The organism is Microbacterium wangyouchuni, from assembly GCF_054072595.1.
Genome location: NZ_JBSVRM010000005.1, coordinates 108,790 through 123,823 on the forward strand (window position 1 = coordinate 108,790; position 15,034 = coordinate 123,823).

At 63.8% G+C, this 15,034-nt stretch carries 19 protein-coding genes and 1 tRNA gene; 10 read left to right on the top strand and 10 right to left on the bottom strand.

All coding sequences use genetic code 11. From position 1 onward, the window contains the following. The first annotated feature begins 5 nt into the window (after positions 1–5). Positions 6–77 (top strand) — tRNA-Arg (locus ACW5CM_RS10075). A 2-nt stretch (positions 78–79) separates the two neighbouring features. Further along, the gene (locus ACW5CM_RS10080; protein ID WP_457125045.1) at positions 80–421 is read left to right on the top strand and encodes a DUF7882 family protein; all 342 of its coding nucleotides are present in this window, start codon (positions 80–82) and stop codon (positions 419–421) included. A 10-nt stretch (positions 422–431) separates the two neighbouring features. On the opposite strand, the gene ACW5CM_RS10085 is transcribed toward ACW5CM_RS10080, so the two are convergent. Then, on the bottom strand, positions 432–656 hold the full coding sequence (locus tag ACW5CM_RS10085; RefSeq protein ID WP_438254908.1) for a hypothetical protein: 225 nt from the start codon (positions 654–656) through the stop codon (positions 432–434). A gap of 171 nt (positions 657–827) precedes the next feature. Here ACW5CM_RS10085 and ACW5CM_RS10090 point away from each other — a divergent pair, with 171 nt between their 5' ends. Together ACW5CM_RS10090 and ACW5CM_RS10095 are read left to right on the top strand one after the other, a co-directional pair. Next, positions 828–1,826 (top strand): YihY/virulence factor BrkB family protein, encoded by a 999-nt coding sequence (locus ACW5CM_RS10090; RefSeq protein WP_457124916.1) that lies wholly within the window; start codon positions 828–830, stop codon positions 1,824–1,826. Between the two features lie 94 nt (positions 1,827–1,920). Further along, positions 1,921–2,238, top strand: a complete 318-nt coding sequence (locus tag ACW5CM_RS10095; protein ID WP_438254910.1) for a DUF7882 family protein — start codon at positions 1,921–1,923, stop codon at positions 2,236–2,238. On the opposite strand, the gene ACW5CM_RS10100 is transcribed toward ACW5CM_RS10095, so the two are convergent. Then, entirely contained in the window at positions 2,228–2,464 is a 237-nt protein-coding gene (locus ACW5CM_RS10100; RefSeq protein ID WP_438254912.1) for a hypothetical protein, read from the bottom strand. The two genes, ACW5CM_RS10095 and ACW5CM_RS10100, sit on opposite strands and share 11 nt — an antisense overlap. Continuing rightward, entirely contained in the window at positions 2,461–2,670 is a 210-nt protein-coding gene (locus ACW5CM_RS10105; RefSeq protein WP_457124917.1) for a hypothetical protein, read from the bottom strand. Before ACW5CM_RS10105 ends, ACW5CM_RS10100 begins: the two co-directional genes overlap by 4 nt. Before the next feature lie 112 nt (positions 2,671–2,782). Here ACW5CM_RS10105 and ACW5CM_RS10110 point away from each other — a divergent pair, with 112 nt between their 5' ends. Further along, positions 2,783–3,163, top strand: coding sequence for a hypothetical protein (locus tag ACW5CM_RS10110; RefSeq protein WP_457124918.1), 381 nt, complete (start codon positions 2,783–2,785; stop codon positions 3,161–3,163). Positions 3,164–3,165: 2 nt separating this feature from the next. Here the strand turns inward: ACW5CM_RS10110 and ACW5CM_RS10115 are convergent, their stop codons facing one another. Beyond that, positions 3,166–5,349, bottom strand: coding sequence for an MMPL family transporter (locus tag ACW5CM_RS10115; protein WP_457124919.1), 2,184 nt, complete (start codon positions 5,347–5,349; stop codon positions 3,166–3,168). 153 nt (positions 5,350–5,502) lie between these two features. On the opposite strand from ACW5CM_RS10115, the gene ACW5CM_RS10120 reads away from it, so the two are divergent. Then, positions 5,503–6,081 carry a MarR family winged helix-turn-helix transcriptional regulator gene (locus ACW5CM_RS10120; RefSeq protein ID WP_438255229.1) on the top strand — a complete coding sequence of 193 codons (579 nt, stop codon included), beginning with the start codon at positions 5,503–5,505 and terminating at the stop codon, positions 6,079–6,081. On the opposite strand, the gene ACW5CM_RS10125 is transcribed toward ACW5CM_RS10120, so the two are convergent. The 3 genes from ACW5CM_RS10125 to ACW5CM_RS10135 all read right to left on the bottom strand — a co-directional run bounded on the left by ACW5CM_RS10125 (position 6,082) and on the right by ACW5CM_RS10135 (position 7,947). Beyond that, entirely contained in the window at positions 6,082–6,420 is a 339-nt protein-coding gene (locus ACW5CM_RS10125) for a histone-like nucleoid-structuring protein Lsr2 (RefSeq protein ID WP_457124920.1), read from the bottom strand. A gap of 82 nt (positions 6,421–6,502) precedes the next feature. Next, the gene (locus ACW5CM_RS10130) at positions 6,503–7,360 is read right to left on the bottom strand and encodes a LuxR C-terminal-related transcriptional regulator (RefSeq protein ID WP_457124921.1); all 858 of its coding nucleotides are present in this window, start codon (positions 7,358–7,360) and stop codon (positions 6,503–6,505) included. Between the two features lie 74 nt (positions 7,361–7,434). Then, on the bottom strand, positions 7,435–7,947 hold the full coding sequence (locus ACW5CM_RS10135; protein WP_438254918.1) for a methylated-DNA--[protein]-cysteine S-methyltransferase: 513 nt from the start codon (positions 7,945–7,947) through the stop codon (positions 7,435–7,437). A 196-nt stretch (positions 7,948–8,143) separates the two neighbouring features. Here ACW5CM_RS10135 and ACW5CM_RS10140 point away from each other — a divergent pair, with 196 nt between their 5' ends. Then, complete coding sequence (locus ACW5CM_RS10140) at positions 8,144–11,809, top strand: AAA family ATPase (protein WP_457125046.1); 3,666 nt, start codon at positions 8,144–8,146, stop codon at positions 11,807–11,809. Beyond that, a complete protein-coding gene (locus ACW5CM_RS10145; RefSeq protein WP_438254920.1) occupies positions 11,802–12,002 on the top strand; it encodes a hypothetical protein in 201 nt (66 codons plus the stop codon). Before ACW5CM_RS10140 ends, ACW5CM_RS10145 begins: the two co-directional genes overlap by 8 nt. 70 nt (positions 12,003–12,072) lie before the next feature. On the opposite strand, the gene mscL is transcribed toward ACW5CM_RS10145, so the two are convergent. From mscL to ACW5CM_RS10160, 3 genes are read right to left on the bottom strand one after another with little or no spacing between them, the layout of a single operon-like run. Further along, complete coding sequence (gene mscL, locus ACW5CM_RS10150; RefSeq protein ID WP_438255232.1) at positions 12,073–12,480, bottom strand: large conductance mechanosensitive channel protein MscL; 408 nt, start codon at positions 12,478–12,480, stop codon at positions 12,073–12,075. Between the two features lie 26 nt (positions 12,481–12,506). After that, on the bottom strand, positions 12,507–12,779 hold the full coding sequence (locus ACW5CM_RS10155; protein WP_438254921.1) for an FmdB family zinc ribbon protein: 273 nt from the start codon (positions 12,777–12,779) through the stop codon (positions 12,507–12,509). A gap of 16 nt (positions 12,780–12,795) precedes the next feature. Then, positions 12,796–13,392, bottom strand: a complete 597-nt coding sequence (locus tag ACW5CM_RS10160; protein ID WP_457124922.1) for a 5-formyltetrahydrofolate cyclo-ligase — start codon at positions 13,390–13,392, stop codon at positions 12,796–12,798. 51 nt (positions 13,393–13,443) lie between these two features. On the opposite strand from ACW5CM_RS10160, the gene galU reads away from it, so the two are divergent. Together galU and ACW5CM_RS10170 are read left to right on the top strand one after the other, a co-directional pair. Then, entirely contained in the window at positions 13,444–14,331 is an 888-nt protein-coding gene (gene galU, locus ACW5CM_RS10165; RefSeq protein ID WP_438254923.1) for a UTP--glucose-1-phosphate uridylyltransferase GalU, read from the top strand. Positions 14,332–14,352: 21 nt separating this feature from the next. Continuing rightward, positions 14,353–14,982, top strand: coding sequence for a GNAT family N-acetyltransferase (locus ACW5CM_RS10170; protein WP_438254925.1), 630 nt, complete (start codon positions 14,353–14,355; stop codon positions 14,980–14,982). Positions 14,983–15,034: the final 52 nt, after the last annotated feature.

Genomic DNA, 15,034 nt, shown 5'->3' on the forward strand with positions numbered 1-15,034 from the left:
GGTCAGCCTCTGTAGCTCAATGGAAGAGCAGTTCCGTCCTAAGGAAAGGGTTGGGGGTTCGAGTCCCTCCAGGGGCACAATCTTCACAGACTCTAGAAGCCCCCGTGATCCTTGCCCGAGTAGCGTTCATTTCAGGGGAACACTCGAGTACAACAGCTCTCGCCCTGCGATCACTGTCGACGATGAGACCTTGGCACACGTCAAAATTGTGATCGGAACGAAGCTACGTCGTCACGAGAGCTTCATGATGACATGGCTGCGAGACGAGAATGGTCCTGCCGGTCGTCTCACGATCTGGATGCATCCGAGCATCCCTCTGGTCCTTGCGTTCGACGAACCGAACAAGCCCGTGATCGACGCGAAGAGGGTCGAGCACATAATGGAGATCCTCAACGCTCACGGAGAACTTGTCCTCGACTAACTCGGCTGGGTCAGGAATCGGAAGACTCCGGCTCCACCTGAGGGCGTCCGATGATCCCGATGCCGACGGCCTCGTGGCTTGGCTCGGGTTCGGTCCGCTCTGGCGCCTTGGGCTCCTCGCCGGGCTCTTTCTCCGTGCTCGGCTCCTGGAGGTCTTCTGTGGAGGGCATCTCCTCTTCGTCGGGAGTGTCCGGCTCATCCGGGCGGTCTGCGGTGGGCTGATCTGAGTTGCTCATATTCTCTCCTCTGGGTATCCGTCAACCCTCGCGCACCCGGCGCCCGGGTCGAACCGGGTTGACAAACGAGAATCGATGACCGAGTTCGTTACGGCGAGAGCGCGTGGAGTGTCAAGGGAGTAAGCGAAACGGATCCGGACTGCCATCCTGATAACAAAAGGAGAGCCTGTCATGCCGTTGAATCGCTCCGAAAAACCAGGGTCACCCGCGCAGATCGAACGCCGCTCATGGAAGCTCGCTGTCCGGCGTACCTTTCGTGCCTTCGGTACAGACGAGTGTCCTGACGTCGCCGCGAGTCTGACGTTCTACGCAGTGCTCGCCCTGGTGCCGGCTGCGATGGTCGCGTTCTCCGTGGTGAGCCTGCTCGGGCGTGGGGAGGAAACAGCCCGAATAATCAGCGCGGTTGCGCAATCCCTGGTTCCGGATGCCTCGACGGAAGCGATCCGCGACGTGATCGGTCAGATCGCTGATGCGCGTCTGTCGGGCATCGTGCTCGTGCTCGGCCTCGCACTGACGTTGTGGGCTGTCGCGCGCTACGTTGCAGCGCTGGGGCGGGGCATGAATCGCATCTACGGGGTCGCTGAGGGGCGCACAGCCGCGAAGTTGAAAATCGGGCAGCTCCTGATCGCACTGGTGATCATCGTCTGTGTTGCAGCCATTGCCGCGCTTCTGGCCGTGTCCGGCGGTATCGCGGAAGCGATCGGTGGTGCGATCGGTCTGGGCGAAACGGCGCTGTTCGTCTGGCGTATCGTGCGCTGGCCGCTTCTGGCCATCGTCGTCGTTTTCGTGCTGGCTTTCCTGTACTACTTCGCACCGAACGTACGGCCGGCGCGGTTCCGGTGGATGAGTCTCGGCGCCGCCATTGCGCTTGTGGCTCTCGTGCTGGCGTCGCTCGGCTTCCGCCTCTACGTATCGACCATCGCCGAGTACGATCGCATCTACGGTGCCTTCGCCGGTGTCATCATCATCGCGCTCTGGCTGTGGATCGCCAATATGGCCCTGCTTCTGGGTGCGGAGTTCGATGCGGAAGTGGAGCGCGTGCGACAGTTGCAAGCGGGCATCCACGCCGAGACGCAGGTGCAGGTACCGCTCAGAGACGCGACGCGGATCGCGAAGAGCGTTCGCCGAGATCGAAAAGAGGCAGCCGCGGCGCGCGACATTCGCCGATGAGGACACGGTGACCCGGAGAGGCTAGATTCAATGGTGACGCACGACCCCGCACGGTCGGCAGTTCAGCTGCGCGTGATGAAAGGCCAGGACGCTCATGGGAAGTCTTTATTACGGTGACTCGAATGAACCCATCAATATCGAAGATCGTGCGCTCGCGCACCTGAAGATCGTCGTGGCCACCAAGCTGCGTCGCAGCGAGAGCTTCACTCTCTCGTGGCGTCACCCCGAAGGGGAAGTAAGTGGTCGTAGCACGATCTGGCTACACCCTTCGATTCCACTCCGGTTCGTGTTCGACTCCGTCGAGCCGTCGGACATCAGTCGGAAATGGGTGGAGGACTTGGCGAATTCTGCTCACTCCACGGGTGGCATCACGCTCATCGATGAGCACATCGAAGCAACAACTACGGCTTAGGCGGTCGAGGTCCGACTCCCGGGGCGTCATTCATTCGCGACGCGTCGGGGATCTCGGCTTCATCATCCGGATCGATGCGCACCCTGTCCGCTGAGCCGGAATCGGCACCGGCCCGACCGGCCGGGACCTGCCCGGTCTCTGTGTGCTCTGCCGCATCTTCGGATTCTTCCACGGGTGCCTGCTCGACGCCAGGAGGGCGCATACCCTGGTCTTCGATGCCGCTCACAGGTCACCTTCTTCTGTCGGTGCGCCAGATGCCATTCGATCTGCTGCGGCGCTGTCAACCTGGGCGGGATCGATGTCAGGATCGACGACGCGTTCGCCATCGTGCTCGATTGTCGCCATGTCGTCGACACCGGGTTCGGCTACGCCTTCGTCAGTGATGCGATCGTCATCGGGTAGGGGCAGAGGGGGGAAGGGAGGGTTGGACATGAGAGTTCCTTTCGCTGGTGTCCGCGACCTTACGTCCACCGAACAGCGTTCACGACCCTCTTGACTGATCCCCGATGCCGGACTAGGCCGCCACGTCTTCTACGATGAACAGGTGAGCCCACTGGACGCCCTTGCAGCCGTCGGCGAGGTGCTGTCTTGGATCGGTCTCGGCGCCGGCATCCCGCTCCTCATCGTCGCTGGCATGATCGCGCTCGCCGAAGGGCGCTGGGAACCGGTCGACATCGCCGTCATCGAACGTGATGGGGAAGCGATCGCCCGCTGGTTTGCCGGAGGCGACTTCCGCGAACGCCCCCTCACCCAGCGCGAGAACGTCGCCGACGGATGGCACGAGGGATTCGTCAGTGTGCGAAGCCCCGGTCATGTGCGGATGACCGCACCGATGCTGCGCCGGCTCTTGGCAACCCTCGGCATCGTTTTCGCCGGCGTGGGGATCATCGGGCTCGTCGTGTCGATGATCCCCGCCTTCACCTGAGCTCAGCGCTTGCCGCGGCCCAGCTTCGACGGCCACCAGATCGAGCGGCCGATGTCGTAGGAGAGCGCGGGCACCAGCAGCGATCGCACGACGAAGGTGTCCAGCAGCACACCGAAGGCGACGATGAATGCCAGTTGCACCAGGAACAGGATCGGAATCACCGACAGTGCGGCGAAGGTCGCAGCCAACACGAGGCCCGCTGAGGTGATCACGCCGCCGGTGACCGAGAGTCCGCGCAGCACCCCCTCGCGGGTGCCGTGCTTGATAGATTCCTCACGAACGCGCGTCATCAGGAAGATGTTGTAATCGATGCCGAGCGCCACGAGGAACACGAATCCGTACAGCGGCACGGCCGGGTCAGCACCCGGGAAGTCGAAGACACCGTTGAACACCAGTGCTGACACGCCCATCGCTGTACCGAACGAAAGCACCGTGGTCAGGATCAGCAGCACGGGTGCGAGCACCGAGCGCAGCAGCAGCATCAGGATGACGAGGATGACGACGAGCACGATCGGAATGATCAGGTTGCGGTCGTGGATTGAGGCATCATTCGTATCGACAGAGGTCGCCGTCACGCCGCCCACGAGGGCATCGAGGTCAGCCAGCTCGCCGCGCAGTTCGCGAACCGTCTCAGCAGCAGCATCGGAATCGGCGGCGTCGGTCAGCGTGCCCTGCAACATCACATCACCATCGACCACCGTCGGCTCGGGGGCAGGCGATCCCGGAGGGCCGAACGCCGTGATGCCATCAGCATCCACGCTCGCAGTACCACTGGGCGAGTCTGCGGCAGACACAGCGACGGAGTCGATGCCGCTGTTGGCTAGGAGAACATCGGCAGCGTCCTGCAGTGAGTCCTCGGCCACAACGACGTACACGGGGCTTCCGGATCCGCCGGGGAAGTGCTCGCCGAGCGCCACCTGACCATCGCGCGCCTCAGAAGCGCCCAGCACCAGGTCCGACTGCGGGATGCCCGACGCATTGAACTGAGTGAACCCTGCCGCACCCGCGACGAGCACGAGGGTCGTCACGATCCAGATCAGGCGCGGGCGGCGCTGGATGCCGCGCGCCAACCACGCCCACAGGCCCTTCGTCGCCACGCCGGTCTCAGCCGCGACAACATCCGGCTCGAACGCCGGGCGCCGGGGCCAGAACACCGCGCGACCGAACGTGAACAGCAATGCCGGCAGCAAAGTGAGGGCTGAGAGCATGGCGAACAGAATGCCGATCGCGGCCACCGGGCCCAGTGTGCTGTTCGATTTCAGATCGCTCAGGAGCAGGCACAGCAGCCCGGCGATCACTGTTCCACCGGATGCCGCGATCGGCTCCAGCGATGCCTTCCACGCAGCCATCGTTGCAACGCCCTTGTCCTGGGTGCTGCGCAGCTCTTCTCGGAACCGGGCGACGAACAGGAGCGCATAGTCCGTCGCCGCGCCGATGACAAGGATGAACAGAATTCCCTGGGTCTGCCCGCTCAGCAGCAGAATCTCCCATTTGGCCAGCCACCAGACAACCAGCAGCGCGACGCACAGGGCGAACAGGCTCGTCGATAGGACGACCACGGGAAGCAGGAACGACCGGTATACGAGGATGAGGATGACGAGCACGGCGAGCAGCGCGACACCCAGCAGCAGGCCGTCGATTCCGGCGAAGCCGGCGACTAGGTCGGCGGAGAATCCTGCAGGACCGGTCACATAGACGACGACCCCATCGGGCGCCTGGCTGCGAAGCTCGTCTCCGAGCGCCGCGACCGCATCGCCGAGGTCGGCGTCGCTGGAGATCGGGACGAATGCCTGAACTGCACGGCCATCTTCGGAGGGGATGGCGGGGGAGACCTCAGCGGCCACGCCCTCGATGTCGGGCGCCGCGGCGACAGCATCCGCAATCGCGGTGAGCTGATTCTCGTCGAGTTCACCGTCACCGACGAAGACGACGATCGCGGGGATCGCGTCTGAGTCGTTGAACTCGCCGAGGAGGTTCTGCACCTGGGTTGCATCCGCCGATGACGGCAGATAACTCGTCTGATCGTTCGATGACACCTCGCCCACCTTGCCGAACAGCGGCCCGCCCAGCCCCGCTCCGGCAAGCCAGGCGATGATCAGCATGGCGGGCAGGAGCACGCGCAGCCAGGAGCGCCGCCGCACACGTCGTCGCGGGGTGTCGCTTCGGAGAGAATCCGGAGAAGTCATGGAGAAGCCCTTCAGCAAGATGGCGCAAGCGGCGGAACGGCCACGTCATCGATTTCGTTAGCCAAGCAAGTAATAACGCTAGCATCTAATCATCATGTGTAGAGTGATGCAAAATGCCGGCGCACGGTTCGCGGCCGGAGGATGCAGGTGAAGATGATCTCCCCGGGGCCCGACGCCGCACACCTGGAGACGTCACCGCCGATCTATGACGTCGATGCGAGTGATCCGAGCGGAACTCTTGTGGATCGTTCGGGGATGGCGGCTGAAGAGGTCGCTCAAGTCACACGTGTCATGGCTGCGCTGGGTGCGCTGCGCGAAGCGGAGCAGCGCCTGTCCGAAGCGTCTCGTCGCTACATGAAGCTGAACGAGACCGACATGCGCGCTCTGCACTTCTTGATCGTGTGCAGCAACCGTGGCACAATCGCCACGCCGGGGGCTATCGCCCAGCACCTGAACATTTCCAGCGCGTCTACGACGAAGTTGCTCGACCGGCTCGAGAAGGGGGTGCACATCGTGCGATCACCGCACCCGACCGACCGTCGAGCGCTGGCCATCACGATTACCCCCGAAACGTATGAGGCGGCAATGGAGACGGTCGGGCGCCAGCAGGCAAAGCGGTTCTATTCCGGGGCACGGCTGAATTCCGATGAGCGAGAAGTGGTGATTCGCTTTCTCGAAGATATGACTCGCGAAATTGCGATCACAGACGAACTGTGGGCTCGCGAGGAATGATCAGTGCGCTGCGCGGTACGCCTCAGCCAACGTTGCAGGAATACGGCCACGCTCCGAAACGGCGTGCCCATTAGCACGTGCCCATTCCCGGATCAGGGCGCTTTCCGGCGAGCTCGTCGCGCGCTTGCGGGTCGTCCCACGCGAGGCGGATGCTGATGAGCGTCGCGCCGCAGAGACATAAGGTGCCATTGCTTCGCGGAATTCCTCAGCATTCGCTGATGTGAGATCAATCTCATAAGCGGTGCCATTGAGGGAGAAAAGCACGGTCTCACCCTCGCCGATTCCGAGTACCGTTCCATCGATGTCGTCAACCAACTGGTGCACAATACGTCGAGCCATTTCGCCAGCTTACGTGTAAACAATTCACTTGTCACTGATGAGGCAATTGTCGAGGACAATCGGTGCGCGGTAAACAGCGTGGTTACGGCAGCAGCCCGGCGCGGCGTGCTCGAGTAACGGCGGAGTGCCTGGTGGAGGCATCCAATTTCGACATCGCTGTGCTCAGATAGGCCTTTACCGTGCCCGCCCGCAATCCGAGTTGCGCGGCGATCTCGGCGTTCGTGCATCCCAACGCCGCGCAGGCGAGCACATCGGTCTCGCGTGGAGACAGGTGAACCGTGGGGATCGCGCCGGTCGTCGCAGGCGCCTGCTCACCGGCGACCGCGAGGAGCTGATTCTCGAGCCGGGAAAGACGCTCGCGCAGCGCCGGTTCATCGACTTCTCCGGCGATGCTGCGCAGTTCGGCAAAACTTTCGCGCAGCTGTTCTCGATCGGAGGTGGTGAAGGCTGACGTCGACAGGTTCATCGACTCCACGCGTCGGTCCACCTCGTCGCGGATTCGCAGTTCGGATGCCACGGAATCAGCGATTGTCATCGCCGGTGCGGTGGTGACACCGCCGATCGGCGATTCGCTCCATGCCCCGGCGTAGAGGACCCCGCGTGAGCGACCGTTGACAATGATCGGAAGCGCCAGCAGTGTTCGCAATCCTTCGCCGAGCACGAAACCGTCGTAATCGTGGGTGATGTGCAGCGACGCTCCGTAGTCGTTGGTCATTCGCGGTCGCAACTCGGTCATTGCCCGTCCGCCGAGGCCGCGTTCGGGACGCACCTTCAGGCCTTCCAGGCTGTGCGTGCGGTTTCCGACGATGCTGGTCACCGAGACGATGCCGTCTTCGATCAGGCCACCGAACGCGACCGGGAACCGGGTGCGCGCAGAGAGCTCTCGCACTGCTTGAGCGACGAGGTCGGTATCGGGATCGAGTGTGATCGTGGTGTTCATCGACTGCCTGCTTTCGGGAGACATCGCTGTTCCCCGTTTCGTAGCGTCGACCCTACCATTCGCCGGGTATCGCCTCACTGCTTCTCGAGATCAAGCAGGTAGCGCTTGTGTTCGGGATGAGCACCGTACTGCCCCGGCGTGCCATCAGAGCGCACGACCCGGTGCACCGGAACGAGGACGGAGAAGGGCGTCAATCGACACGCCGTTCCGACTGCGCGGGCGGCACCGGGGCTGCCGGCGAGGGCGGCGACTTCGCCGTAGCTCATCGTCTCGCCCCATTCGATTGTGTTGATCGTCTGCAGGGCAGACAGGTGGAAACCGTTCACCAGGCGCCAATCGAGCCGTACAAGCTCATCAAAGCGCACGGGGGAGCCGGCGAAGTAGTCATCGAGCAGATGAGCGAGTTCGTCGGCCGCACCCGGATCTGCCACGGGCACACTGCGAAGGCGCGCGGAGATGCTCTCCAGCAGCCAGGGAACGGAAGGGTCTGCTGATTCTGAGAGGTCGAAGCGCACGATCCCCTCGTCGGAGAAGACCACCAGCGCATCGCCGAAGGGCGTGGGTGCGAAGTCGTAGCGGAATGTCATCACCCCATCCTGACGTGCAGACCGAACTTTTGAGGTGCTGATCGCGCGGATGGGGGAGAACCTGGGAAAGGGCATGATCGGTGGAGAAAAAGTGGCTCAATCCGAGGAAACCCGCCGGGGATACAGGGATCGCGCACCTGCGGAGCTTAGTGTGTTCTATGTGTGGCGACGTGAAGATAAGGCTGCGGATGCCGCGATGACGCTTGATGGTCAGCATGATGACCACACCGCCATCGCGCTCGCTCACGTTGCCGACGCCGAACGCACTCGGCTTCGCGCCGAGGCCGCTGACCTTGGTGGCCCCTCACCCCTGATCACGTACCGCGACACCGTCGAGGGTGGGATCGATATCTCCAAGGCTCATCCGGGGAGCCTGCCGCAGTTCATCACCGGAAAATCGACGCTGCTGTCCAACCTCTTCCGTGACGAGGTCGGGCTGCGAACTGCGCGATTGGCTGCGGAGCGGATCACCGCGAAGCACACGGAATTGCGCACCGTGCGCGGCGTCGACGCCGTGCATCTGGCCGTGGGGCTGGCCGGGTGGCGCATCGGCGGAGCCGACTTCGCCGCTCCCGTGCTGCTGCGTCCGCTTGCGATCCGGCGGCACCATGCTGATTTCGAGCTGAAGCTGCAGGGATCCTTCACCGTCAACCCGGAACTGGTGAGCGTTGCGCGCGAGCACTTCGGGATCACCATCGACGCGGAGGCACTGGCTGCCCTCGCCTACGACAGTGGCATCTTCAAACCGCAGCCGGTCATCGATCATCTGCGCGCAGCCACCCAATCGATCGATACCTTCACGGTGCTGCCGCGCCTGGTCGTATCGACCTTCGCCGACATTGCCTCATCGATGTCGCGCGACAGCACTAGCCTCGATCACCAATTACTGAACGCCCTCGCCGGGCACGTCGACGATCGTGAGCAGGTCACCGCTGCCCGTCCCGCGCCGCGAAGCACCAGCCCGGATGAGCGCGCACCAGCATCCGACACGCTCCTGCTCGATGCCGACGCCGAGCAGGAGTCGGTGTTGGCACGCATCACCGCGGGCCACTCGCTCGTCGTCTCGACCCTTCCGGGAACCGGCGGAACGCAGACCGTCATCAACGCCCTGGGTGAACTGGTGCGGGCCGGCAAGCGTGTGCTCGTCGTGTCTGCTCGGCGCTCCACGCTCGATGGTGTGCGCCACCGATTGGCGGGAATCGGTTTGGACAGCCTCGCGGTCTCGCCCGCCAGCATCCGTCGTGATCTCGTCCGCGCGATCGGGCGCAACGAGAAGGCGACCGCTCCCAAAGTCAGCGATGTCGATGATGCACTCGTGCGCCTTCGGGCCGTGCTGCTCGATTACCGTAAGGCGCTGACGGCGCCGATCGCCGGACTTGAAGCATCCGTGCTGGATGCCACCCGAAACCTCACGCGCCTGGCCCTGCTGCCGGTGCCGCCGTCGACGACTGCGCGACTGAGCACTGAGACGCTGCGCCGGCTGTCGGGAGACCGCAGTGACGCCGCCGCCGCGCTCGTGCAGGCCGCGCGCCTCGGTGAATTCCGTTTCGGACCGGATGATTCGCCCTGGTACGGCGTCAGCTTCACGAGTACCGAGTCAGCACGCGCCGCACACGAGCTTGCCGGTCGGCTGCACGCGTCAAGCGTTCCAGCACTGCTGGAGCGAGGTTTCGAGCTCATCTCGCAGACGCGCATGCGTCCGTTCACCACGATTGACGAGCTGGGGGAGTATCTGAGCCTTCTGGAGGGCATCCGGGACTCGCTCGACCGCTTCAGCCCGACTGTTTTCGAACGCCCGCTGGGCGAGCTGATTCAGGCGCATGGCTCCCGCCGCGATGCCCCGAAGCTGTCCGGAGCGAACCGCCGACGCCTGCGTCGCCTCGCCCGAGAGTATGTACGGCCCGGCGTGCACATCCCGGAAATGCACGAGGCGCTGTTGCGCATCCAGCAGCAGCGCACCCAGTGGCAGCATTACGTCGATGCCGGTGCTGCGCCCGAAATTCCGCTCGGACTGTCTGACGTGCTCGGATCCTGGCGGCGGGTGAGTGCCGAGCTCGCAGAGCTCGACGCTGCACTCGGACGGCGCGAGCCGCTGGCCACCCTCCCGATCGAACGGGTTCAGCGCACGCTTGCCGGGCTCGCTGCCCGCTCGGATGTGTTCGACAACCTGGTCGAGCGTGCGACCATCCGCGACAAGCTCGCAACGCTGGGACTCGAGCCGCTGCTGGCAGAACTCTCGGTGCGCCACGTGTCTGAAGAACAGGTCGCCGAAGAGCTGGAGTTCGCCTGGTGGCAATCGCTGCTGGAGCGTGCACTGCAAGACAACCGGGCACTGCTCGGAGCGAACACCGCAGTCGTCGATCGACTCGAACGAGACTTCCGCCTCGTAGACGAAGCACATGCGGCGATGGGTGGGCCCCTGCTCGCGTGGCAGCTCGCCAACCAGTGGCGCATCGCCATTGTCGATGAGCCCACTGAGTCGCAGAACCTCCGTCGTGCGCTGACGCAGGGCACCCCGTCGACAGCGGAGATCGTGTCGGCGGCGTCGACCCTGATGAGCGTGCTCGCACCGGCCTGGCTCTCCTCGCCGTACCAGGTGCCGGAGATCCCCGACTCTGTGGAGTTCGACACCGTGCTGCTGGCCGACGCTGCCGCCATCAACCTGGCTGAGGCCGCCCCCGCGATTCGCCGGGCACGCCAGGTCGTCGCGTTCGGCGACCCGGTGACGCAGCGCCCGACGCCGTTCACGATGGCGGTGGACCCCGATACCGAATGGGAAGCGGAGGTGCCGTTCGACGAGGTCAGTGTGTTCGAGCGCCTCGCCGAACTACTCCCGGTGATGACGTTGACGCGCAGTTACCGCGCTGGCGGAGAAGACCTTGCCGAACTGATCAACGACGCCTTCTACGGCGGCGAGATCGTCTCACTGCCCTGGGCCGGCTCATACCTCGGTCGGGGCAGCCTCACAGTCGACTACGTCGAGGGCGGAGTCGGAGCACCCGACCCGATCTCTGGGGCCGTGGAGAGCCCGAACGCTGAGGTGTCGCGCGTCGTCACGCTGGTGGTCGAGCATGCAGTGCACCGTCCGACCGAGTCGCTCATGGTGATCACCGCCAGCGCGAAGCACGCCGAGCGCATCCGTGCAGCGGTGACGTCGGCGTTCGCCGGCCGCTCCGATGTTGCCGATTTCGTCGGACGCTACACGGCAGAGCCGTTCGCGGTACTCACGCTCGAGGAGTCAGTGGCAGAGAGCCGCGATCGTGTGATCTTCTCGTTGGGGTATGGACTCACCAAGCACGGCCGCGTGCTCAGCGATTTCGGAGACCTGTCCACACCGGACGGTGAGCGGCTGCTGACAGTCAGCATGACCAGGGCCCGGCGCTCGATGGTTCTGGTGTCGTCCATTCGCCCGTCGGCATTCGATGACGGACGCCTCATGCACGGGGCATCCACGCTGATGTCGATTCTTGGTGGACTGGCCTCACGCAGCCGCGAATCACGGTTGGAAGACCTCGCCGACCCGCTGACGCTGGCGCTTGCCCGCGAACTGCGGCGCCTCGGGGCATTCGTCGATGTCGACTATCGCGGCCTGCTGCCGTTGGTGGCGCAGTACAACGGCAAGGCCGTTGTGATCGAGAGTGACCCCGAGACGCTGGGTGACTCGCTGCGTGAGACCCTGCGACTGCGCCCGCACGTGCTGCGCCGACTCGGCTGGCACTACGTACGCGTGCACGCCTTTGATCTGTACAGCGACCCGGTCACCGCGGCATCCCGAATCGCAGCTGTGCTCGGCATCGCGGCGGATGCTGCGAAGGTCGAAACCGACACGCAGCCGATCAACCTCCCCGATCTCGATGGGTGAGCACAACCCTGAGGAGAGTCCGCGTCAGCGGATCGTCCGGGTGACGGGAAGCCGTCGTGCGCGACTGACGGCAGTGGCCGGCACCGACACCTCTCCGGACGTGGTCACGCATAAAGCGCCGGCCAAAGAGAAGATCACCGGGCGCGGTCCTAATGATGACCGGATGCTCGGCGACGTTCCGCCGCACTACTGAAGGTCCCCCACGATACGGAAGGGCCCCCACCTCCCGAAGGAGATGAGGGCCTGACGCTGTGGTCCTGCGTTCAGCGGATGCTGTCCTTGCGGAGAAGATCACGGATCTCGATGAGCAGGTCCTGCTCGGTCGGCAGGGTGTCCTCCTCGACCGCAGGGTTTCGCGCGGCCTTGCGTTCGTTGTACTTGTTCATCGGCACAACGAAAACGAAGTAGACGACGAGCGCGACAGCGAGGAAGCTGATGATCGCGCTGATGAGGTCTCCCAGCGGGAAGGTCACCTGCTGGCCGTAGATTCCGGTGAGTGTCGGGCCGATGTTGCCGGACGCGTCGGGCTGGTAGAACAGGGCGACGATCGGGTTGATGATGCTCGACACCACCGCGTTGACAATGGCTGTGAACGCGCCGCCGATAACGACCGCGACGGCAAGGTCGATGACATTGCCCTTGGTGATGAATTCTTTGAATCCCTGAAACATGGGAACCCCCATCTATCGATGCTGCCTCAGGCTGAGGCAGGAGCCGACGCAGGCGCCGGAGTGGAACTCGTCGGCGACTCCGATTTCGATGATGCCGAACCATTCGGCTTTGCACCAGAGCCACTCCGGGAATCCGTCCGATAGAAACCGGAACCGTTGAACGTCACCCCGATCGACCCGTACTGCTTGCGCAGGGCGCCGCCGCATTCAGGGCAGATGGTGAGGGCATCGTCGGAAAAGCTCTGGACGGCGTCGAAAGCGTGGCTGCACGCGGTGCAGGCGTAGGCGTAGGTAGGCATGTTCGTTTCAGGTGGTTCAGTGTCGCGCTGGCGACAGGGTGAGGATGCGGGAAGGAGTCACGATGCCGTCAACCGGCTGATCGTGCATCTCCCGCGGGAGGGAGTCGAGTATCTCGGAATCATAGATCACGGCATACACCGGAGGGCATTTCTCCATGGACCCGATGGTCTTGTCGAAATAACCGCGTCCCCAACCGAGCCGTGTGCCGGTGGAGTCGATCGCTGCGGCGGGGATGATCATGAGGTCGACGTCGTTGACAGCGATCGGACCGAGCACTTCACCCTGCGGCTCGGGCAAACCGAACAGGCCCTCGGCGACCTGTGTCGAGTCGTCTGCCACGGCCCAATCCAGCAATCCGTCGGCGCGTGTGATGGGGAGAAGTACCCGCATGCCGCGCTTGACAGCGGCGGTGACGAAGTCCCGGGTTCCCGGCTCCGTGGTCGTGGACAGGAAGCATGAGATCGACTGCGCATTGCGCGTGTTCACAAGGATGTCGAGCTGTTCGGCGATGCCGGATGCCGCGGCTTCGCGCTGCGAGTCAGAAAGCAGCTGCCGGCGCTCGCGCAATTCTGCACGCAGTGCCCGCTTTTGCTGTTCGATGTCTGTCGACATGTTTCGAGTCTACGTGTCGGGCATGGTGCGCCTCGCCGCTAAGCTGGCCAAATGGGAAAACAGTCAATGAAGGCAGTCATTCCGGCGGCGGGTCTCGGCACGCGATTCCTGCCTGCCACCAAGGCCATGCCGAAGGAGATGCTCCCGGTAGTCGACAAGCCGGCCATCCAGTACGTGGTGGAAGAAGCAGCGGCCGCGGGCATCGATGACATCCTCGTCATCATCGGACGCAACAAGAACGCCATCTCCGACCACTTCGACTCTGTCCCGGAGCTCGAGGTCAGGCTCACGGAGAAGGGCGACCTCGATCGCCTGAAGCACGTTATGAAGTCCAGTGACCTCGCTGACATTCACTACCTTCGCCAGGGCGAGCCGAAGGGGCTGGGGCACGCAGTGCTGCGCGCCAAGACCCACGTCGGTGACAGTCCGTTCGTGGTCATGCTCGGCGATGACCTTATTGATGAGCGCGACGAGCTGATCACGACGATGATGGCGGAGCACGAGCGCACCGGCGCAGCAGTGGTCGCTTTGATGGAGGTCGATCCCGACCACATCCACATGTACGGCGCGGCCGCTGCCCAGCCCACCGATTCGGATGATGTCGTTCGTGTCACCGGACTGGTGGAGAAGCCGTCCAAAGAAGAAGCTCCCTCTAACCTGGCCGTGATCGGTCGCTACGTGCTGCCGGCATCCGTGTTCCCGATTCTCGAGCGCACGAAGCCCGGCAAGGGTGGCGAGATCCAGCTGACGGATGCTCTGCAGGAGCTGGCCGCAGACGAGAACGGCCCCGGTGTTGTGGGTGTGGTCTTCCGCGGACGCCGCTATGACACCGGAGACCGCGTCGACTACATCAAGGCGATCGTTCAGCTCGCTGCTGACCGTGAAGACCTCGGACCAGACCTTCGTCCGTGGTTGAAGGCGTTCGGCGAACGCCTGTAGGCGTTCAGTCTCGAGGGTCGGATGGATCTGTTGCCGGGGCGTCGTCACGGGCCGATCGAGTTGCGGCTCGTCCGCACGCGTGATGCACGTGTGCTGCAACGCGAGTTGCTGCAGAACCGCACTTGGTTGCAGCAGTGGGAAGCGACGATTCCCAACGGTGTCGCGTCGTTCGATATGCGCTTCGGGATCAGGCGACTGCTGCAGCAGTACCGCGACGGTGCCGGGTATCCCTTCGTCATGGAATACGACGGTGAGATCGCCGGGCAACTGAATGTCTGGGGCGTCGCCCGGGGTTCGCTGTGCTCGGCGACCATCGGCTACTGGGTGAGTGAGCGTTTCGCCGGTCGCGGCATCACCCCGACAGCGGTGGCCCTGGCGACGGATGCGTGCTTCAACGAGTTCGGGCTGCATCGGATGGAGATCTGCATTCGCCCGGAGAACATCGCGAGTCTGCGGGTGGTGCAGAAACTCGGATTCCGGTACGAGGGATTGCGGCGTCGGTACATTCACATCGACGGCGATTGGCGTGACCACTACGCCTTCGCGTTGACTCGCGAAGATGTGCCCCAGGGTGTCCTGCGTCGTTGGATCAGTGGCGAAGCGCCGCAGGAAGCTGCCAGCATTCCGCCGTCTGATCGTCTTTCGATCTGAGTTTTCTGAAATCCCGGGAACGACACGCGACGCCGGTGAGGCGAAGGCCGGT

Coding starts and splice junctions, on each gene's coding strand:
- ACW5CM_RS10095 (WP_438254910.1), top strand. CDS start 1,921: ATGGGAAGTCTTTATTACGGTGACTCGAATGAACCCATCAATATCGAA.
- galU (WP_438254923.1), top strand. CDS start 13,444: ATGGGAAAACAGTCAATGAAGGCAGTCATTCCGGCGGCGGGTCTCGGC.
- ACW5CM_RS10170 (WP_438254925.1), top strand. CDS start 14,353: ATGGATCTGTTGCCGGGGCGTCGTCACGGGCCGATCGAGTTGCGGCTC.
- ACW5CM_RS10140 (WP_457125046.1), top strand. CDS start 8,144: ATGACGCTTGATGGTCAGCATGATGACCACACCGCCATCGCGCTCGCT.
- ACW5CM_RS10135 (WP_438254918.1), bottom strand. CDS start 7,947: ATGACATTCCGCTACGACTTCGCACCCACGCCCTTCGGCGATGCGCTG.
- ACW5CM_RS10085 (WP_438254908.1), bottom strand. CDS start 656: ATGAGCAACTCAGATCAGCCCACCGCAGACCGCCCGGATGAGCCGGAC.
- ACW5CM_RS10145 (WP_438254920.1), top strand. CDS start 11,802: ATGGGTGAGCACAACCCTGAGGAGAGTCCGCGTCAGCGGATCGTCCGG.
- ACW5CM_RS10160 (WP_457124922.1), bottom strand. CDS start 13,392: ATGTCGACAGACATCGAACAGCAAAAGCGGGCACTGCGTGCAGAATTG.
- ACW5CM_RS10120 (WP_438255229.1), top strand. CDS start 5,503: ATGATCTCCCCGGGGCCCGACGCCGCACACCTGGAGACGTCACCGCCG.
- ACW5CM_RS10115 (WP_457124919.1), bottom strand. CDS start 5,349: ATGACTTCTCCGGATTCTCTCCGAAGCGACACCCCGCGACGACGTGTG.
- ACW5CM_RS10105 (WP_457124917.1), bottom strand. CDS start 2,670: ATGTCCAACCCTCCCTTCCCCCCTCTGCCCCTACCCGATGACGATCGC.
- mscL (WP_438255232.1), bottom strand. CDS start 12,480: ATGTTTCAGGGATTCAAAGAATTCATCACCAAGGGCAATGTCATCGAC.
- ACW5CM_RS10090 (WP_457124916.1), top strand. CDS start 828: ATGCCGTTGAATCGCTCCGAAAAACCAGGGTCACCCGCGCAGATCGAA.
- ACW5CM_RS10125 (WP_457124920.1), bottom strand. CDS start 6,420: ATGGCTCGACGTATTGTGCACCAGTTGGTTGACGACATCGATGGAACG.
- ACW5CM_RS10155 (WP_438254921.1), bottom strand. CDS start 12,779: ATGCCTACCTACGCCTACGCCTGCACCGCGTGCAGCCACGCTTTCGAC.
- ACW5CM_RS10130 (WP_457124921.1), bottom strand. CDS start 7,360: ATGAACACCACGATCACACTCGATCCCGATACCGACCTCGTCGCTCAA.